This window comes from Streptomyces sp. NPDC004732 (genome assembly GCF_040609235.1).
Taxonomy (GTDB): Bacteria; Actinomycetota; Actinomycetes; order Streptomycetales; family Streptomycetaceae; genus Streptomyces.
Genome location: NZ_JBEXJR010000005.1, coordinates 499,901 through 515,648, shown reverse-complemented (window position 1 = coordinate 515,648; position 15,748 = coordinate 499,901). Strand labels below are relative to the sequence as shown.

13 protein-coding genes and 5 tRNA genes are annotated in these 15,748 nt (G+C 69.6%); 8 read left to right on the top strand and 10 right to left on the bottom strand.

Annotated features, from left to right (window positions below; all coding sequences use genetic code 11):
- Positions 1–29: 29 nt before the first annotated feature.
- From ABZV77_RS17755 to ABZV77_RS17715, 9 genes are all read right to left on the bottom strand, one after another.
- Positions 30–102 (bottom strand) — tRNA-Glu (locus ABZV77_RS17755).
- Positions 103–130: 28 nt separating this feature from the next.
- Positions 131–202 (bottom strand) — tRNA-Gln (locus tag ABZV77_RS17750).
- Between the two features lie 31 nt (positions 203–233).
- Positions 234–306 (bottom strand) — tRNA-Glu (locus ABZV77_RS17745).
- Between the two features lie 62 nt (positions 307–368).
- Positions 369–441, bottom strand: a tRNA-Glu gene (locus ABZV77_RS17740).
- 41 nt (positions 442–482) lie between these two features.
- Positions 483–554 (bottom strand) — tRNA-Gln (locus ABZV77_RS17735).
- A gap of 87 nt (positions 555–641) precedes the next feature.
- Entirely contained in the window at positions 642–1,370 is a 729-nt protein-coding gene (locus tag ABZV77_RS17730; protein WP_356257125.1) for an HAD family hydrolase, read from the bottom strand.
- An 85-nt stretch (positions 1,371–1,455) separates the two neighbouring features.
- Positions 1,456–2,934 carry a glutamate--tRNA ligase gene (gene gltX, locus ABZV77_RS17725; protein WP_356257123.1) on the bottom strand — a complete coding sequence of 493 codons (1,479 nt, stop codon included), beginning with the start codon at positions 2,932–2,934 and terminating at the stop codon, positions 1,456–1,458.
- On the bottom strand, positions 2,927–3,715 hold the full coding sequence (locus tag ABZV77_RS17720) for a fumarylacetoacetate hydrolase family protein (RefSeq protein ID WP_356257121.1): 789 nt from the start codon (positions 3,713–3,715) through the stop codon (positions 2,927–2,929). The genes gltX and ABZV77_RS17720 overlap by 8 nt, the downstream gene beginning before the upstream one ends.
- Before the next feature lie 78 nt (positions 3,716–3,793).
- On the bottom strand, positions 3,794–3,994 hold the full coding sequence (locus ABZV77_RS17715; RefSeq protein WP_356257118.1) for a hypothetical protein: 201 nt from the start codon (positions 3,992–3,994) through the stop codon (positions 3,794–3,796).
- Between the two features lie 575 nt (positions 3,995–4,569).
- Here ABZV77_RS17715 and ABZV77_RS17710 point away from each other — a divergent pair.
- From ABZV77_RS17710 to ABZV77_RS17675, 8 genes are all read left to right on the top strand, one after another.
- Positions 4,570–8,508, top strand: coding sequence for a nitrate- and nitrite sensing domain-containing protein (locus tag ABZV77_RS17710; protein WP_356257115.1), 3,939 nt, complete (start codon positions 4,570–4,572; stop codon positions 8,506–8,508).
- On the top strand, positions 8,509–8,928 hold the full coding sequence (locus tag ABZV77_RS17705; RefSeq protein WP_098244998.1) for a roadblock/LC7 domain-containing protein: 420 nt from the start codon (positions 8,509–8,511) through the stop codon (positions 8,926–8,928).
- 144 nt (positions 8,929–9,072) lie between these two features.
- A complete protein-coding gene (locus ABZV77_RS17700) occupies positions 9,073–9,474 on the top strand; it encodes a DUF742 domain-containing protein (protein ID WP_055564453.1) in 402 nt (133 codons plus the stop codon).
- Positions 9,455–10,039: an ATP/GTP-binding protein gene (locus ABZV77_RS17695; RefSeq protein WP_055564452.1), complete on the top strand. Its 585-nt coding sequence runs from the start codon at positions 9,455–9,457 to the stop codon at positions 10,037–10,039. Before ABZV77_RS17700 ends, ABZV77_RS17695 begins: the two co-directional genes overlap by 20 nt.
- A 375-nt stretch (positions 10,040–10,414) precedes the next feature.
- Entirely contained in the window at positions 10,415–13,552 is a 3,138-nt protein-coding gene (locus tag ABZV77_RS17690; protein ID WP_356257111.1) for a nitrate- and nitrite sensing domain-containing protein, read from the top strand.
- 10 nt (positions 13,553–13,562) lie between these two features.
- On the top strand, positions 13,563–13,976 hold the full coding sequence (locus ABZV77_RS17685; protein ID WP_055564496.1) for a roadblock/LC7 domain-containing protein: 414 nt from the start codon (positions 13,563–13,565) through the stop codon (positions 13,974–13,976).
- Between the two features lie 94 nt (positions 13,977–14,070).
- Positions 14,071–14,661 carry a DUF742 domain-containing protein gene (locus tag ABZV77_RS17680; protein WP_356257108.1) on the top strand — a complete coding sequence of 197 codons (591 nt, stop codon included), beginning with the start codon at positions 14,071–14,073 and terminating at the stop codon, positions 14,659–14,661.
- Positions 14,642–15,226 carry an ATP/GTP-binding protein gene (locus tag ABZV77_RS17675; RefSeq protein WP_030361923.1) on the top strand — a complete coding sequence of 195 codons (585 nt, stop codon included), beginning with the start codon at positions 14,642–14,644 and terminating at the stop codon, positions 15,224–15,226. The genes ABZV77_RS17680 and ABZV77_RS17675 overlap by 20 nt, the downstream gene beginning before the upstream one ends.
- Before the next feature lie 64 nt (positions 15,227–15,290).
- On the opposite strand, the gene ABZV77_RS17670 is transcribed toward ABZV77_RS17675, so the two are convergent.
- The gene (locus tag ABZV77_RS17670; protein WP_356257105.1) at positions 15,291–15,686 is read right to left on the bottom strand and encodes a 4-oxalocrotonate tautomerase family protein; all 396 of its coding nucleotides are present in this window, start codon (positions 15,684–15,686) and stop codon (positions 15,291–15,293) included.
- Between the last annotated feature and the right edge of the window lie 62 nt (positions 15,687–15,748).

Sequence of the window (15,748 nt, the reverse complement as noted above, 5' to 3'; positions counted from 1 at the left end):
CCTCACGGGAAGGCCCTCTGCCGTTCTTGTACCCCCGACCGGATTCGAACCGGCGCTACCGCCTTGAGAGGGCGGCGTGCTAGGCCGCTACACAACGGGGGCAAGGATCTTGTGTTGTCACGCGATCCAGCTGGGCTACCAGGACTCGAACCTAGAACAACGGAACCAGAAACCGTCGTGTTGCCAATTACACCATAGCCCAATGTGGTCTAGACCAGGTCTAGTACCTTCAGTACCCCCGACCGGATTCGAACCGGCGCTACCGCCTTGAGAGGGCGGCGTGCTAGGCCGCTACACAACGGGGGCCCTAGCGATCCTGCATCAGTGACAGTGGGTGCGACCCGATCTGTCCCCGCGGGAAGGATCTGTACCCCCGACCGGATTCGAACCGGCGCTACCGCCTTGAGAGGGCGGCGTGCTAGGCCGCTACACAACGGGGGCATTGTGGATGAGATCCACAAGGTGCAGATGAGCTCTGCGAGCTGGCCTACCAGGACTCGAACCTAGACTAACGGAACCAGAAACCGTCGTGCTGCCAATTACACCATAGGCCATCAAAGCGCCACCCCTTGACGGGGTTTTGTTTGACTTGCGCTTCCCGGCCGGACCTTTCGGCCCTCTCGGGCGGCGCAGGAAGAACATTACCCGAAGGTGGACGGCGCTCCAAAACGGGTATCCGCCCGCAGCACCGAGGGGAGCTCGGAGAGCTCCTTGATGCGGTGCACGCCCGACGGACCTTGTCCCGCCGAGCCGTTGCGGTCGAGCCAGATCCCGAGCAGGCCCGCGTCCCTGGCGCCCCTGGCGTCGATCTCCGGCTGGTCGCCCACGTAGGCGATCTCGGCGGGCGCGAGGTCCAGGCGGGCGCAGACGGCGAGGAAGGCCTCGGCGGCGGGCTTGGAGACGCCGAGGTCGGCGGCGCACAGCACGGCCTCGAAGCGGTCGCGCACGCCGAGGACGGTCAGCTTGCGCTCCTGGACGGACAGCGCGGAGTTGGACAGGACCGCGTGGCGGTACTCGTCGGCAAGGGCGTCCAGGGTGGGCACGGTGTCGGGGAAGAGGGACCAGGCCGATTCGTAGTGACCGACGTAACGCTCGAACCAGGCGTCGGCGTCGTCGTCGGAGAGCGCAGGGACGTCCAGGAAGTCGCGCACGCGGTCGCGGCGCTGCTCCTGGAAGGTCAGTCCCCCGGCCCCGAAGCGGGCCCAGTGGTGCTCGGTGAGCTCCCGCCAGCGGTCGAGCGCGCGCTCCGCGGAGCCGTACTGCTCCAGGAGGCCCTCGGCCGTGAGGTGCGCGTGCATGCCGGTGCTGTCGGCGCGCGCGTAGTCGAAGATCGTGTCGTCGATGTCCCAGACCACGGCTTTGATCGGCATGTCTACGACGGTATGCGAAGGACCCGGCAGCCGTGAGGGCTTCCGGGTCCTTCATGTGGACGTCACATGCGTCGCGTACGTCTGACTAGGCGGTCAGCTTCGTCAGGGCCGCGTCGATGCGGGACAGCGCCTTCTCCTTGCCCAGGATCTCCAGGGACTCGAAGAGGGGCAGGCCGACCGTGCGGCCGGTGACGGCGACGCGGACCGGGGCCTGGGCCTTGCCGAGCTTCAGGCCGTGCTCCTCGCCTGCGGCCAGGACGGCCTCCTTGAGGGACTCGGGGGAGGTCCAGTCGGCCGCGTCCAGCTTGGCGCGGGCCGTGCGCAGGAGCGCGTCGGAGCCCTCCTTCATGGCCTTCGTCCAGCTCGCCTCGTCGAAGACCGGCTCCGAAAGGAACAGGAAGTCGACGTTGTCCGTGATCTCGGAGAGGACCTTGACGCGGGTCTGGGCGTGCGGGGCGATCGCCGCCCAGGCGGACTCGTCGAAGTCCTCGGGGGCCCAGTTGGCGTGCGGGGCGCGCAGCCAGGGCTCGCAGGCCTCGGCGAAGGCCTTCACGTCCAGCATGCGGATGTGGTCGGCGTTGATCGCCTCGGCCTTCTTCAGGTCGAAGCGGGCCGGGTTGGCGTTCACGTCCGCGAGGTCGAACTTGGCGACCATGTCGGGGATCGAGAAGACGTCCTGGTCCGCGGAGAACGACCAGCCCAGGAGGGAGAGGTAGTTGAGCAGGCCCTCCGGGAGGAAACCGCGCTCCCTGTAGAGGTTGAGCGAGGCCTGGGGGTCGCGCTTGCTCAGCTTCTTGTTGCCCTCGCCCATGACGTACGGGAGGTGGCCGAACTCGGGGATGCCCTTGGCGATGCCCAGCTCGATCAGCGCCTTGTAGAGGGCGATCTGGCGGGGCGTGGAGGAGAGCAGGTCCTCGCCGCGCAGGACGTGGGTGATCTCCATCAGGGCGTCGTCGACCGGGTTGACCAGCGTGTACAGCGGGGCGCCGTTGGCGCGCACGATGCCGTAGTCGGTGACGTTCTCCGCCTGGACGGTGATCTCGCCGCGGACCAGGTCGGTGAAGGTGGTGGCCTCGTCCGGCATCCGGAAGCGGACGATGTGGCTGCGGCCCTCGGCCTCGTACGCCTGCTTCTGCTCGGCGGTGAGGTCGCGGCAGTGGCCGTCGTAGCCGGACGGCTTGCCCGCGGCGCGGGCGGCCTCGCGGCGGGCGTCCAGCTCCTCGGTGGTGCAGTAGCAGGGGTAGGCGTAGCCACCCTCGATGAGCTTGGCCGCGACGTCCTTGTAGATGTCCATGCGCTGCGACTGGCGGTACGGCGCGTGCGGGCCGCCGACCTCGGGGCCCTCGTCCCAGTCGAAGCCCAGCCAGCGCATCGAGTCGAGCAACTGCTCGTACGACTCCTCGGAGTCGCGAGCCGCGTCGGTGTCCTCGATGCGGAAGACCAGGGAGCCCTCGTTGTGCCGGGCGTAGGCCCAGTTGAAGAGGGCGGTGCGGACCAGGCCCACGTGGGGGTTGCCGGTCGGCGAGGGACAGAACCGTACGCGTACGGGGGTCGCGTTAGCCACGCTTGATCACCTTGTTGGTGAGAGTGCCGATGCCTTCGATGGTGACGGCGACCTCGTCGCCGACGTTGAGGGGGCCGACCCCTGCCGGGGTGCCCGTGAGGATGACGTCGCCGGGGAGCAGCGTCATGGCCTCGGAGACGTGCACGATCAGGTCCTCGATGGAGCGGACCATTTCGGCCGTACGCCCCAGCTGCCGCTGTTCGCCGTTGACCGTGCACTGGATGGTCAGGTCGGAGGGGTCGAGGTCGGTCTCCACCCAGGGGCCGAGCGGGCAGGAACTGTCGAAGCCCTTGGCCCTGGCCCACTGCTTCTCGCGCTTCTGCACGTCACGCGCGGTGACGTCGTTCGCGCAGGTGTAGCCGAGGATGACGTCACGGGCGCGCTCGCGCGGGACCTCGCGGCACATGCGGCCGATGACCACGGCGAGCTCGGCCTCGTAGTGCACCTCCTGCGAGAAGGAGGGGTACGCGATGGCGTCGCCGGGGCCGATCACCGAGGTGGACGGCTTGAAGAAGGCGACCGGGATCTCGGGGACCTCGTTGCCGAGCTCCTTCGCGTGGTCCGCGTAGTTGCGGCCGATGCCCACGACCTTGTTGGGGAGCACCGGGGGCAGCAGCCGCACCTTGCTCAGCGGGACCTTCGTGCCGGAGAGCTCGAAGTCCGCGAACGGGATGCCCTTGATGATGTCGAGGACGAGCCCGTCGGTCGTTCCGGGGGGACTTTCGCCCTCGACCGCGCCGAAGGCGACGTTGCCGTCGATGGAGAACCTGGCGATGCGCACGTGTGCCTTGGCCCCTTGCTGGAATGGGTGGAGTCTGACACTCCAGGCTAACGCGGCAAGGGGCGCCGACCTCCCGTATTAACCCGCTACGGGGGTCGGCTGCTCCGGGGCGTCCATCAGGATCGTGCGCTTGGGGTTGGCGGTCTGCGTCGGCAGTTCGACGGCATGCTCGGGGCGCTCGGCCGCGGCCTGCACCTCGTCCGCGTCCGCGAGGTGCGCGAGAGTGGTGCGGCGCGGGTTGGCTATGTTGCGGAATATCGTCGACTTCACAGTCTTCATCTGCTGTTCGGACCTTGTCGGTTGTGGCGTCCCGTGAAGGACGCGGCTTGTCGGATTCGCCATCCCTGTAAAGCGTCAGGCTAAACATCCAATTCCCGGCCAAAGTCCGGAAGACGCCATGATCTTCGTGTGAGTTTGCTCACGAACTAGCGGACAAAAGGGTCAATTCAGCCCTGGAATCGACCAGTTGGAAACGGACATTGCGCCACTGAAGGCACCATTCCGCTCCTGATCATGAAGACTGGGACACCCCCCACCGGTAGAAGCTTTGTGGGGATGAGTCCGTTTTTTACTAGATCACTTTCTACGTCTCGTGACTCCGCACTCACAACGCGTCACGTAGCTCGCGCCGTGACACACGGGCCTTGTTGGAGATCCGGCACTGTGCTGGAATTCCCGGGACCGCCGCGGGATCGAACCGGCGCGCAGGGGCGCAACGCAGCGCCGAGTGGCGGCGGGGAGGGGGAGCAAGCGCCGGTCACTCACGACCACCCATGGGGCGCTTGCCGCCCCACGACGCCGACACCGTCCCGCCGTTACCCGGCAGGACGCCTGGTCCAGAGGTTGCGACGCTAGTGCAGGGACGTTTCAAGAGGGATGGCAAGGGGTCTCCCCAGGCCGACCGCGGCCGAGGGGATGCTCCGGCGGAGCCGGAGCGCGGCTCCTCGCCCCAGCACGCCCAGAACCCCGGCCCGGGCACGCCCGGCGACAGCGGCCCCGGCGCCGCGCGTCAAGGCGCCGTCGGCAGCGGCTCGACGGCCGCACCGGCCAAGGGCAAGGGCTCGTCCGGAGCCAAGACCCCCACCGGACCCGGCTCGCGAATAGCCCTGCGCAACTGGCGCATCTCGACCCGACTGGTCTCGCTGCTCGCGCTCCCCGTGATCACCGCGACCTCGCTCGGCGCGCTCCGCATCAACTCGTCCCTGGACGAGATCCAGCAGCTCGACAACATGAAGCTGCTGACCGAGATGACCAAGCAGGCCACCGAGCTCGCCGCCGCGCTCCAGGAGGAGCGCGACAAGTCCGCGGGCCCCCTCGCGCACGGCGCGACGGCCACGGACTACACGGTCAAGGGCGCGCGCGACAAGACCGACCGCGTCTACCGCAACTTCCTGCAGGGCACCCAGGACCTCAACGACACCGACGGCGAGAAGGGCCTTCTCGGCGTCCGGCACAGCGCGGTCCAGATCACCCAGCAGCTCCAGGGCATCAACGACGTCCGCAAGAAGGCCTTCGCCGACAAGGGCTCCACCTCGCAGACCGTCGAGGCCTACAGCCAGCTGGTCGAGCAGCTCCTGAAGCTCTCCCAGGACATGGCGCAGGCGACGAGCAACCCGGACATGATCCAGCGCACGCGTTCGCTGGCCGCCTTCTCCTCGGCCAAGGAGTACGCGTCCGTCCAGCGCGCGATCATCGCCGCGGCCCTGCCCGCGAACGACAGCGACTACGGCAAGATCTCCGAGACCGACCGCACCTTCGGCCTCAGCGCCAACGAGAAGGAGCGCTCGGAGCTCCAGACCTTCAGCAAGATCTACGCGGGCAACGCCGGTGAGCTGACCAAGCCCATCGACGGCGGCAACCCCGCGGTCAAGGCCGCCAACGAGTACGCCAAGCGCGTGCTCGAGCAGGAGGGCGGCATCAAGCTCCAGGACAAGCGGTCCTACAAGGACTGGATCGACAACGACACCACCAAGATCGACGCGATGTCGAAGATCGAGCTGACGCTGCTCGGCGAGATGGAGCAGAAGGCTCGCGAGCTGCGCAACGAGTCGGAGCAGTCGGCCATCCTCAACGGTGCGCTGATCCTGCTCGTGCTCGGCGTCTCGCTCGTCGGCGCGTTCGTGGTGGCCCGGTCCATGATCCGCTCGCTGCGCCGCCTCCAGGACACCGCGACGAAGGTCGCCCAGGACCGTCTGCCCGAGCTGGTCAAGCAGCTCTCGGAGTCGGACCCGCAGGACGTGGACACGTCGGTGGAGTCCGTGGGTGTGCACTCGCGGGACGAGATCGGCCAGGTGGCCGCGGCCTTCGACGACGTGCACCGCGAGGCCGTCCGCCTCGCCGCCGAGCAGGCCCTCCTGCGAGGCAACGTCAACGCGATGTTCACCAACCTCTCGCGCCGTTCGCAGGGCCTCATCCAGCGCCAGCTCTCGCTCATCTCCGAGCTGGAGTCGCGCGAGGCCGACCCGGACCAGCTGTCCTCGCTCTTCAAGCTCGACCACCTCGCGACCCGCATGCGCCGTAACGGCGAGAACCTCCTCGTCCTCGCCGGTGAGGAGCCGGGCCGTCGTTGGACGCGCCCCGTCCCGCTGGTCGACGTGCTGCGTGCCGCCGCGTCCGAGGTGGAGCAGTACGAGCGCATCGAGCTCTCCTCGGTGCCCGCGACCGAGGTCGCGGGACGCGTCGTCAACGACCTCGTGCACCTCCTCGCCGAGCTGCTCGAGAACGCGACGTCGTTCTCCTCGCCGCAGACCAAGGTCAAGGTCACCGGTCACGCGCTGCCCGACGGCCGCGTGCTGATCGAGATCCACGACACCGGCATCGGCCTCTCGCCGGAAGACCTCGCGGCGATCAACGAGCGGCTCGCGTCGCCGCCCACCGTGGACGTCTCGGTGTCGCGCCGCATGGGTCTGTTCGTGGTCGGCCGTCTTTCGCAGCGCCATGGCATCCGCATCCAGCTCCGCCCGTCCGACTCCGGTGGTACGACCGCGCTGGTCATGCTGCCCGTCGACGTCGCCCAGGGCGGCAAGAAGATGCCGGGCAAGCCCGGTGCGCCCACCTCGACCGGCGGTCCCGCCGCGGCTCAGGCCGCCGCGGGTGCCGCGGCCGCGCGCCGCGGTGTCGGGCCGGGCGGCAACGGTGGTCCCGGTCAGGGCGGTGGCCCCGGCCGCGGCGGTCCCGCGCTCGGCGGCGGGCCCGGTGCCGGTGGCCAGGGCGGTCCCGGGCTGCTCGGTGCCGGTGCGCCGCGTCCGCAGGTCGCGGGCTCGGGTCCGCGGGCCGCGCTGCCCTCCAGGGACACGGGACAGCAGCGTCCGCAGAGCGGTCAGCCGATGGCTCCGCAGGGCAACCAGCAGCAGGGCAACCAGCCGATGGGCGGTCAGCCGCAGGGCGGCCGTGGCGGCAACGCGCAGCAGCCTCCGGTTCCCCAGCAGCGTACGAACGCCATGAACCCGCCGTCCGACGCCGGTGACCAGGGCCGCAGGCCCCAGCTGCCGCCGCGTGGCGGACCCCGTGCCGAGCTGCCCGGGGGCAACCCGCAGCCGCGCGTGCCCAGCTGGAGCGACGAGAACGCGCAGCCGCAGGTGTCGCGCGAGCCCTTCGACACCCCGCGGGGTCACGAGGAGCACGAGTCCACCGGTCAGTTCCCCCAGCCCTCGGTGGCCGGTGCGGACGACCGGCAGGGCCCTGGCTCCACCGCGGAGTTCGCCCGCCCGGACTTCGACGGGCCGCCGCCCGGCAGCTCCGCACCGCAGGACACGGGCTCTACCGGCCAGTTCGTCCGCTCGGACGTCTTCGGCGGGCAGGGCGGACCCCGACAGGGCCAGCAGCCCGGCCGCCCGGCCGCGCCGCAGCACCAGAACCAGAACCAGCAGAACCCGAACCAGCAGCAGGACCAGGCCAACGGGTTTGCGCAGCAGGGCGGTCGGGAGAACCCCGACTACACCGTGCCGCGCCCGCCGGCCCCGCGCCGCAGCCAGGGCGACCCCAACCAGGGCATCCCCCAGCAGCCGCAGACGTCCTCGCAGCAGCCGGGTCAGGGTCCGGACCAGGGCCAGGGCCGGGGTCCGAACCAGGGCCAGGGTCAGGGCCAGAACCAGGGTCAGGGTCAGAACCAGGCGCAGCAGAACCAGCAGCAGCCTCTGCAGCCCGCGCAGCCCCTGCAGCCCGCCGAGCCCGAGCCCCTGCCCCCCGCCGGTCCCGGCGACGGACGCACGCCGCTGTTCGACACGCTGGAGACCAACTGGTTCCAGCAGCAGCAGAACCAGCACGCGGCGCCGCAACAGCCCGCACCGCAGCAGCCCGCACCGCAGGAGCCTCAGCACCGGCAGCCCGCGCGGCAGGAGCAGCAGGGCGGCCAGGCCCCCGAGGCCGGGCCGCGCCAGGCTCCCGAGCCCGCACGCCACCAGGCCCCCGAGCCGCCGCAGCGTCCGCTCCCCTCGCGCCCCCAGCGCCAGGACCCGGCCGCCGCTCCCGTCGCCCCCGGCGGCACCAACGGCAACGGGATGCCCGGCGGCTGGCGCACCTCCCCCAACGACGAGCTGGGCCGTCAGGCCGAGCGCGTCCGGCAGCCCTCCGCGGGCGGCGTCACCACATCCGGACTGCCGCGTCGCGTCCCGCGAGCCAACCTGGTCGCGGGCACGGCCCAGCAGCAGCAGGACAGCACAGGTCCGCAGGTCTCGCGTGCGCCCGAAGAGGTACGCGGCCGGCTGACGAATCTCCGTCGGGGCATCCAGCAGGGTCGCCAGGCCGGTACCGGCCAGACCGGCAGTTTCCCCACTCACCAGCAGGAGCGTTAGTTGAGTCCGAGCCAGGCGGCACAGAATCTGAACTGGTTGATCACCAACTTCGTGGACAACACCCCCGGGGTGTCCCACACGGTCGTGGTCTCCGCCGACGGCCTGCTTCTGGCGATGTCCGAAGGCTTCCCGCGGGACCGCGCCGACCAGCTCGCCGCGGTCGCCTCCGGGCTGACCTCCCTCACCGCCGGGGCCTCCCGGATCTTCGAGGGCGGCGCCGTCACCCAGACCGTGGTGGAGATGGAGCGGGGGTTCCTCTTCCTCATGTCGGTCTCCGACGGTTCGTCCCTGGCCGTGCTCGCACACCCCGAGTGCGACATCGGCCTCGTCGGGTACGAGATGGCGCTCCTCGTCGACCGCGCGGGCGCCGTCCTGACCCCGGACCTCCGCGCCGAACTGCAGGGCAGCCTGCTCCACTAAGCCCCCGGAGCACGCTCCGAAGCTTTACCCCTTCGGCCGCCCCACCGACCGAACGTACTGACCAACCGTCCGGCCGCCACACTGCCCCCACCGGCTCTGTCAGACGGCACACGCAGATGACCTGCTGTCCCGCCCGGAGGATCCATGACCCCGCCCACCGCCTCTCACAACCCGTACGGCGACGCCTCGTACGGAATGGAGGGCGACCAGCCGCTGGTGCGTCCCTACGCGATGACCGGCGGCCGGACCCGGCCCCGCTACCAGCTCGCCATCGAGGCGCTGGTGAGCACCACGGCCGACCCGGCCCAGCTGATGGGGCTGCTCCCCGAGCACCAGCGGATCTGCCACCTGTGCCGTGAGGTCAAGTCGGTGGCCGAGGTCTCGGCGCTGCTTTCGATGCCGCTCGGGGTGGCCCGGATCCTCGTGGCGGACCTGGCCGAGGCCGGGCTCGTCGCCATCCACCAGCCCGGCGGCGACGAGAACGCCGGTGGCCAGCCTGACGTGACACTGCTCGAAAGGGTGCTCAGTGGACTTCGCAAGCTCTAGCGGTTCGGAGGCGACCCGCTCCACCACTTCCGCGAAGATCGTGGTGGCGGGCGGCTTCGGCGTGGGCAAGACCACGTTCGTCGGAGCGGTCTCCGAGATCAACCCGCTGCGCACCGAGGCCGTCATGACGTCCGCGTCCGCGGGCATCGACGACCTGACCCACACCGGGGACAAGACGACGACCACCGTCGCCATGGACTTCGGCCGCATCACCCTGGACCAGGACCTGATCCTGTACCTCTTCGGTACGCCCGGTCAGGACCGCTTCTGGTTCATGTGGGACGACCTCGTGCGCGGCGCCATCGGCGCGGTGGTGCTCGTGGACACCCGCCGTCTCGCCGACTGCTTCCCCGCCGTCGACTACTTCGAGAACAGCGGTCTGCCGTTCGTCATCGCCCTCAACGGCTTCGACGGCCACCAGCCGTACACGCCCGACGAGGTGCGCGAGGCGCTGCAGATCGGGGACGGTACGCCGATCATCACGACCGATGCGCGACACCGTGCGGACGCAAAGAGCGGCTTGATCACCCTGGTCGAGCACGCACTTATGGCACGTCTCAAGTAGGCAGGTCAGTACGGCAGTTGCCGTAGTCCACACGGAGTGATCTGTGTCCTTTGACACGGCCGCGATGGGTGTTCATAACGTTTCGACAGAGAATTGCCCGGTGACCGCCACGCGTCGCGGTCACCTGGTGTCGCTGTGCTCACAAGAGCCCCGCCTTTTGGCGGGGCTCGCTCTTTTTGACCGATTTATCTGAGGCTTACACCACTTGGAAGCCGAGCTTCCTACTGTTTGGAAGAGCGGCCCCTGACGTGCTGGAATGCGTCGAACTGCCCAGTAGCACGGGCCTTGGAGACGACAGCGGCACGACGTGAGTGCCGCCGCCGAGAGGTTGTTGGTCGAGTGAGGCGAAGCAAGCCGAGCCCCGCTGCATCCCCCATGGGGGACACGCGGGGCAACTTCACCCCGCCGCCGCGCACAGCGGCGTCCCCCGCCGATGGTGCCGCCGCGGCGGTCAACGAGCCCCCGGCGTCCTCCGGCGGACGGATGTCCCCCCGCAACTGGCGCGTGCCGACCCGCCTGAACGCGATCCTGCTCATACCCGTGCTCGTGGGCCTGGTCATGGGCGGTTTCCAGGTCAAGGGCTCCATCGACACCTGGAGCGAGGCCCAGGACGCCGAGAACACCGCCCGCCTGGTGCGGGCGTCGCTGAACTACGGCAACCGTCTCATCGAGGAGCGCGACATCACCGCCGCTCCGCTGCTGAACGGCAAGCGGAACGACCCGACCGTCATCAAGGCCCGCAAGGCCACCGACAAGGCCGCCGCCGAGTTCAAGGCCGCCTCGGAGAAGATGCCGGACAAGGAAGGCCTCAACCGTCGGCTCGACGGCTTCCACAAGGTCGAGCCGAAGCTGGTTCCGCTGCGTCAGGCCGCGTACACGACCAAGCTCCCCGGTGTGAAGACCGAAGAGGGCTACGTCGCCATCCAGCACCCCCTGATGGAGTTCGCCAACGAGCTCGGTCTGGGCACCGGCAACATCACCAGCTACGGGCGCACCGTCTACGCGATCTCGCTCTCCAAGGCCGCGCTCTCGCTGGAGCGGTCCATCGGTACGCACCTGCTGGTCAAGCCGGGCCCCGGCAACGGCTCGCTGACGCTGCAGCGCACCTCGCTCGCCTCGTACGCCTACCTCGAACGCATCGCCATCGAGGAGTACACCGGCGGCGGCACCCCTGAGGACGTCGCCAAGCTGGAGGACGCCAAGAAGGAGCTGACGGCCGCCGGCGAGAAGCAGGCGAAGGAGGCCGCGGCCGCCGCGAAGGCCCAGGGCAAGACGTTCGTCCCGCCGCCCTCCCAGGAGAAGATGGTCTCCGCCATCGCCACCCTGGAGAGCACCCAGCCCAGCGCCCGCGTCGAGCTGGCCGGCAAGGGCATCACCCGCGAGGCCTGGTGGGCCACCACCTCCGCCAAGTTCGACGCGTACCGCACCATCGAGTCGGACCTCGCCGACAAGGCCGTGGACGAGGCGTCCGACATCGCCGCCACCGCGCAGCGCAACGCCTACATCACGGGCGCCATCGTGGTGCTCGCGCTGCTCGCCGCCTTCATCCTGGCCGGGCTCATGGCCCGCCAGATGTCCAAGGCGATGCGCCAGCTGCGCACCGCTGCCTTCGGCATCGCCGAGCAGCGCCTGCCGATGCTGGTCGACCAGCTGTCGCGCACCGACCCGGGCCGGGTCGACACCCGGGTGCAGCCCATCCCGATCAACACCACGGACGAGATCGGCGAGGTCGCCCGCGCCTTCGACCAGGTGCACCGCGAGGCCGTGCGGCTCGCCGCCGAGCAGGCCCTGCTCCGCGGCAACATCAACGCGATCTTCACCAACCTGTCGCGCCGCAACCAGTCCCTGATCGAGGGCCAGCTGACCCTCATCACCGACCTGGAGAACAACGAGGCCGACCCGGACCAGCTGGAGTCGCTCTTCCGCCTGGACCACCTGGCGACCCGTATGCGCCGCAACGGCGAGAACCTCCTCGTGCTCTCCGGCGAGGAGCCGGGCCGCCGCTGGGACCAGCCGGTTCCGCTGGTCGACGTGTTGCGCGCCGCCTCCTCCGAGGTGGAGCAGTACGAGCGCATCGAGCTGTCGGGCGTTCCGGAGGCCGAGATCCACGGCCTCGCCGTGACCGACCTCGTGCACCTGCTCGCCGAGCTCCTGGAGAACGCCACCACGTTCTCCTCGCCGCAGACCAAGGTCCGCGTCACCGCGACCCGGATGCCCGACGGCCGCGTCATGGTCGAGATCCACGACAAGGGCATCGGCCTCACCGCCGAGGACTTCGCGGACATCAACCACAAGCTGGCCAACCCGCCGACCGTGGACGCCGCGATCTCGCAGCGCATGGGGCTCTTCGTGGTCGGCAGGCTCTCCGACCGGCACGGCATCCGCGTGCAGCTGCGCCCCTCGGGCGAGCAGGCGGGCACGACCTCGCTGGTCATGCTGCCGGACGCGATCACGCACGGTGGCGGTGGCGAGCACGGCTCGCAGGACCCCGAGTTCACCGTCTCCTCGATCATCCCGGAGCAGCAGGCCCTGACGCCCGAGCCGCTGCGCACCGCCGCCGAGCTGGGCTTCGACGACACCCGCTACCACGGGGACGGCACCGAGGCGCAGCCCGAACTCGACCCGGTCGGCCGCTCCTTGATGCGTGAGGAGCGCCGCGCGGCGCTGGAGGCGCAGGCCCACCAGCCCGGCGACCACCGTCCGCTCTTCCGCGACGAGGTCGAGCCGCAGCAGGGCGGCTACCAGCAGCAGGCTCCCGCGTACGACGAGCAGCAGCAGGTCTCGTACGACCAGGGCGGGCAGTACGAGAACGACCAGTACGCCACCGGGCAGTACACCGACGCGCAGTACGCCGAGGACGGATACCGCGACGAGCAGTATCCGGCCGAGCCGTACCAGGGTGAGCAGTACCAGACCGGGCAGTACCCGGCCGAGCCGTACTACCAGGACGATTCAGCCGGGTACCAGGACCAGCAGATCTCCTATCCGGAGCGCTCGCGTCAGGACGACTGGCCCTCCGCCGACGGCTACCAGCCGGAGTACGGGCAGGAAGCGGAATCTGCGCAGGCGGGCCACACGGCCGACGCCGAACGCGTAGGCTTCGACCGGCCGGGACCGGCGCCGTCCGTCGTCCACGACATGACCGACGCAGGCCTCCCCCGCAGGGGTTCCTCCGGTGCGAACGGGAACGAGAGTTCCCCCGCCGCGAGCGAGGGCCGGGACGACTGGCGTTCGTCCAACGACGAGCGCTGGCAGCGAGCCGAGCGCCTCAAGGAGCCGAAGGCGGGCGGGGTCACCCCGTCCGGACTCCCGCGGCGGGTGCCCAAGGCCAATCTGGTCGAGGGCACCGCGGAACAGACCCCACAGGGCGGCCCCCAGGTCTCCCGCGACCCCGAGGACGTGCGGGGCAGGCTGAGCAACCTGCGCCGGGGTGTCCAGCGGGGACGCACTGCAGGAAGTGACACGAATGGCCAGGGCTTCAGCCCTGATAGCACCTACAACCAGGAGCGTTAGTGTGAGCCCGATGAGCCAGGCGGCGCAGAACCTGAACTGGTTGATCACCAACTTCGTGGACAACACCCCCGGGGTGTCCCACACCGTGGTGGTCTCTGCCGACGGACTCCTCCTCGCGATGTCCGAGGGCTTCCCCCGCGACCGTGCGGACCAGCTCGCGGCCGTCGCCTCGGGCCTGACCTCGCTGACCGCCGGGGCCTCCCGGATCTTCGAGGGCGGCTCCGTGACCCAGACCGTTGTGGAGATGGAGCGAGGATTTCTCTTCATCATGTCCATTTCCGACGGCTCCTCGCTCGCCGTTCTTGCCCACCCGGATGCGGACATTGGTCTCGTTGGGTACGAAATGGCACTTCTTGTCGATCGTGCGGGCACGGTTCTCACTCCGGACCTGCGCGCGGAGCTCCAGGGGAGCCTTCTCAACTAACAGACAGACGGTGCGTTTTCGCGCCTCGTGGCCGTAAGGTTCGGGACGCGGCTCCACAGTGATGGTGCCCGGCACAGTTGGAGGAGGAAGCAACGTGGCAACACCCCCAGACGGTTCGTCATCGGCGAACTGGTCCCCTGGTCACGGCCAGGGCGGCCAGCACGACGGCGGCCCGAACAGGTACAACTTCCCCTCCGCTCCGAGCCACCGCCGCCAGCCGTACTCGCAGCCCCAGCAGCCCGGGCCGCGTCCGTACGACCAGGGCAACCCGGCGCGAGCACCCCGTATTCAGCCAGTGCAACCCCAACGGCGCGCCCCTGAACCGGCGCCCGCGGGGTCGGCGAACAACCCCCTGGTGCGCCCGTACGCCATGACGGGCGGCCGCACCAGGCCGCGCTACCAGCTCGCCATCGAGGCGCTGGTGCACACCACCGCACAACCGCACCAGTTGCAGGGCCAGTTGCCCGAGCATCAGCGCATCTGCAACTTGTGCCGGGAGATCAAGTCGGTCGCCGAGATCTCGGCGCTCCTCTCCATCCCCCTCGGCGTCGCCCGGATCCTCGTAGCCGACCTGGCGGAGGCCGGACTTGTCGCCATCCATCAGCCCGGCGGCGACGACACCGCCGGCGGCCAGCCAGACGTGACACTGCTCGAAAGGGTGCTCAGTGGACTTCGCAAGCTCTAGCGGCGGAGCAACAGCCCGCTCCACCACCAGCGCGAAAATCGTGGTGGCGGGCGGCTTCGGCGTGGGCAAGACCACGTTCGTCGGGGCGGTCTCTGAGATCAACCCGCTGCGCACCGAGGCCGTCATGACGTCCGCGTCCGCGGGCATCGACGACCTGACCCACACCGGGGACAAGACCACCACGACGGTGGCCATGGACTTCGGCCGCATCACCCTGGACCAGGACCTGATCCTGTACCTCTTCGGTACGCCCGGTCAGGACCGCTTCTGGTTCATGTGGGACGACTTGGTCCGTGGCGCGATCGGCGCGGTCGTCCTGGTCGACACGAGGCGGCTCGCCGACTGCTTCCCCGCCGTCGACTACTTCGAGAACTCCGGGCTGCCCTTCGTCATCGCCCTCAACGGCTTCGACGGCCACCAGCCGTACACGCCCGACGAGGTGCGCGAGGCGCTGCAGATCGGCCCGGACACCCCGATCATCACGACCGACGCGCGCCACCGCGCGGACGCGAAGAGCGCGCTGATCACGCTGGTCGAGCACGCGCTGATGGCGCGGCTCCGATAGCGGTCCGCCCACCTTTTTCCGGTACGCGGCTGAGGGCCCGCACGCTTCGGCGTGCGGGCCCCTGTCAGTTTCCGCCCCCGCGGTAATGCTCGAACTGGGTCACGCCCTGGTAGCCGTAGCTCTCGGGGTGCAGTTCGTGCAGGGCGACGCCGCCGCGGGCGAGCGGGCCGAGGAGGTCGGCCAGGAACGCGGCGGCTCCGGTGATGAAGGCGGCCTTCTGTGCCGCGCTGTTGGTGCCCGCGGTGATACTGACCTCCAGATGCACGTCACGGGTGCTGTGGGCCAGGGGTTTTCCGGCCACGTAGTAGCGGTCGGCGGGGACCGGGTCGAGGTGGACGATGGTCCGCTCGGCAGACTTGCCGAGCGCGGTGACCGCGAGGCCCGTCAGCCCCTCGGCCAGGGCCCTGCCGATGTCGGCGGGCAGGTGGGGGTCGGTGACGGTGACCCTGATGTGGGGCATGGCTCTCCTCCGGATCGTGGGCTGTCCGCCGGGTACGACGACACCGGGCAACCCTCGCCCGG

What these genes read in the sequence shown, in the direction of transcription:
- ABZV77_RS17730 (WP_356257125.1), bottom strand. Translation starts at nt 1,370, where the DNA reads ATGCCGATCAAAGCCGTGGTCTGGGACATCGACGACACGATCTTCGAC.
- ABZV77_RS17670 (WP_356257105.1), bottom strand. Translation starts at nt 15,686, where the DNA reads ATGCCCCACATCAGGGTCACCGTCACCGACCCCCACCTGCCCGCCGAC.
- ABZV77_RS17685 (WP_055564496.1), top strand. Translation starts at nt 13,563, where the DNA reads ATGAGCCAGGCGGCGCAGAACCTGAACTGGTTGATCACCAACTTCGTG.
- ABZV77_RS17715 (WP_356257118.1), bottom strand. Translation starts at nt 3,994, where the DNA reads ATGAAGACTGTGAAGTCGACGATATTCCGCAACATAGCCAACCCGCGC.
- ABZV77_RS17690 (WP_356257111.1), top strand. Translation starts at nt 10,415, where the DNA reads ATGGGGGACACGCGGGGCAACTTCACCCCGCCGCCGCGCACAGCGGCG.
- ABZV77_RS17700 (WP_055564453.1), top strand. Translation starts at nt 9,073, where the DNA reads ATGACCCCGCCCACCGCCTCTCACAACCCGTACGGCGACGCCTCGTAC.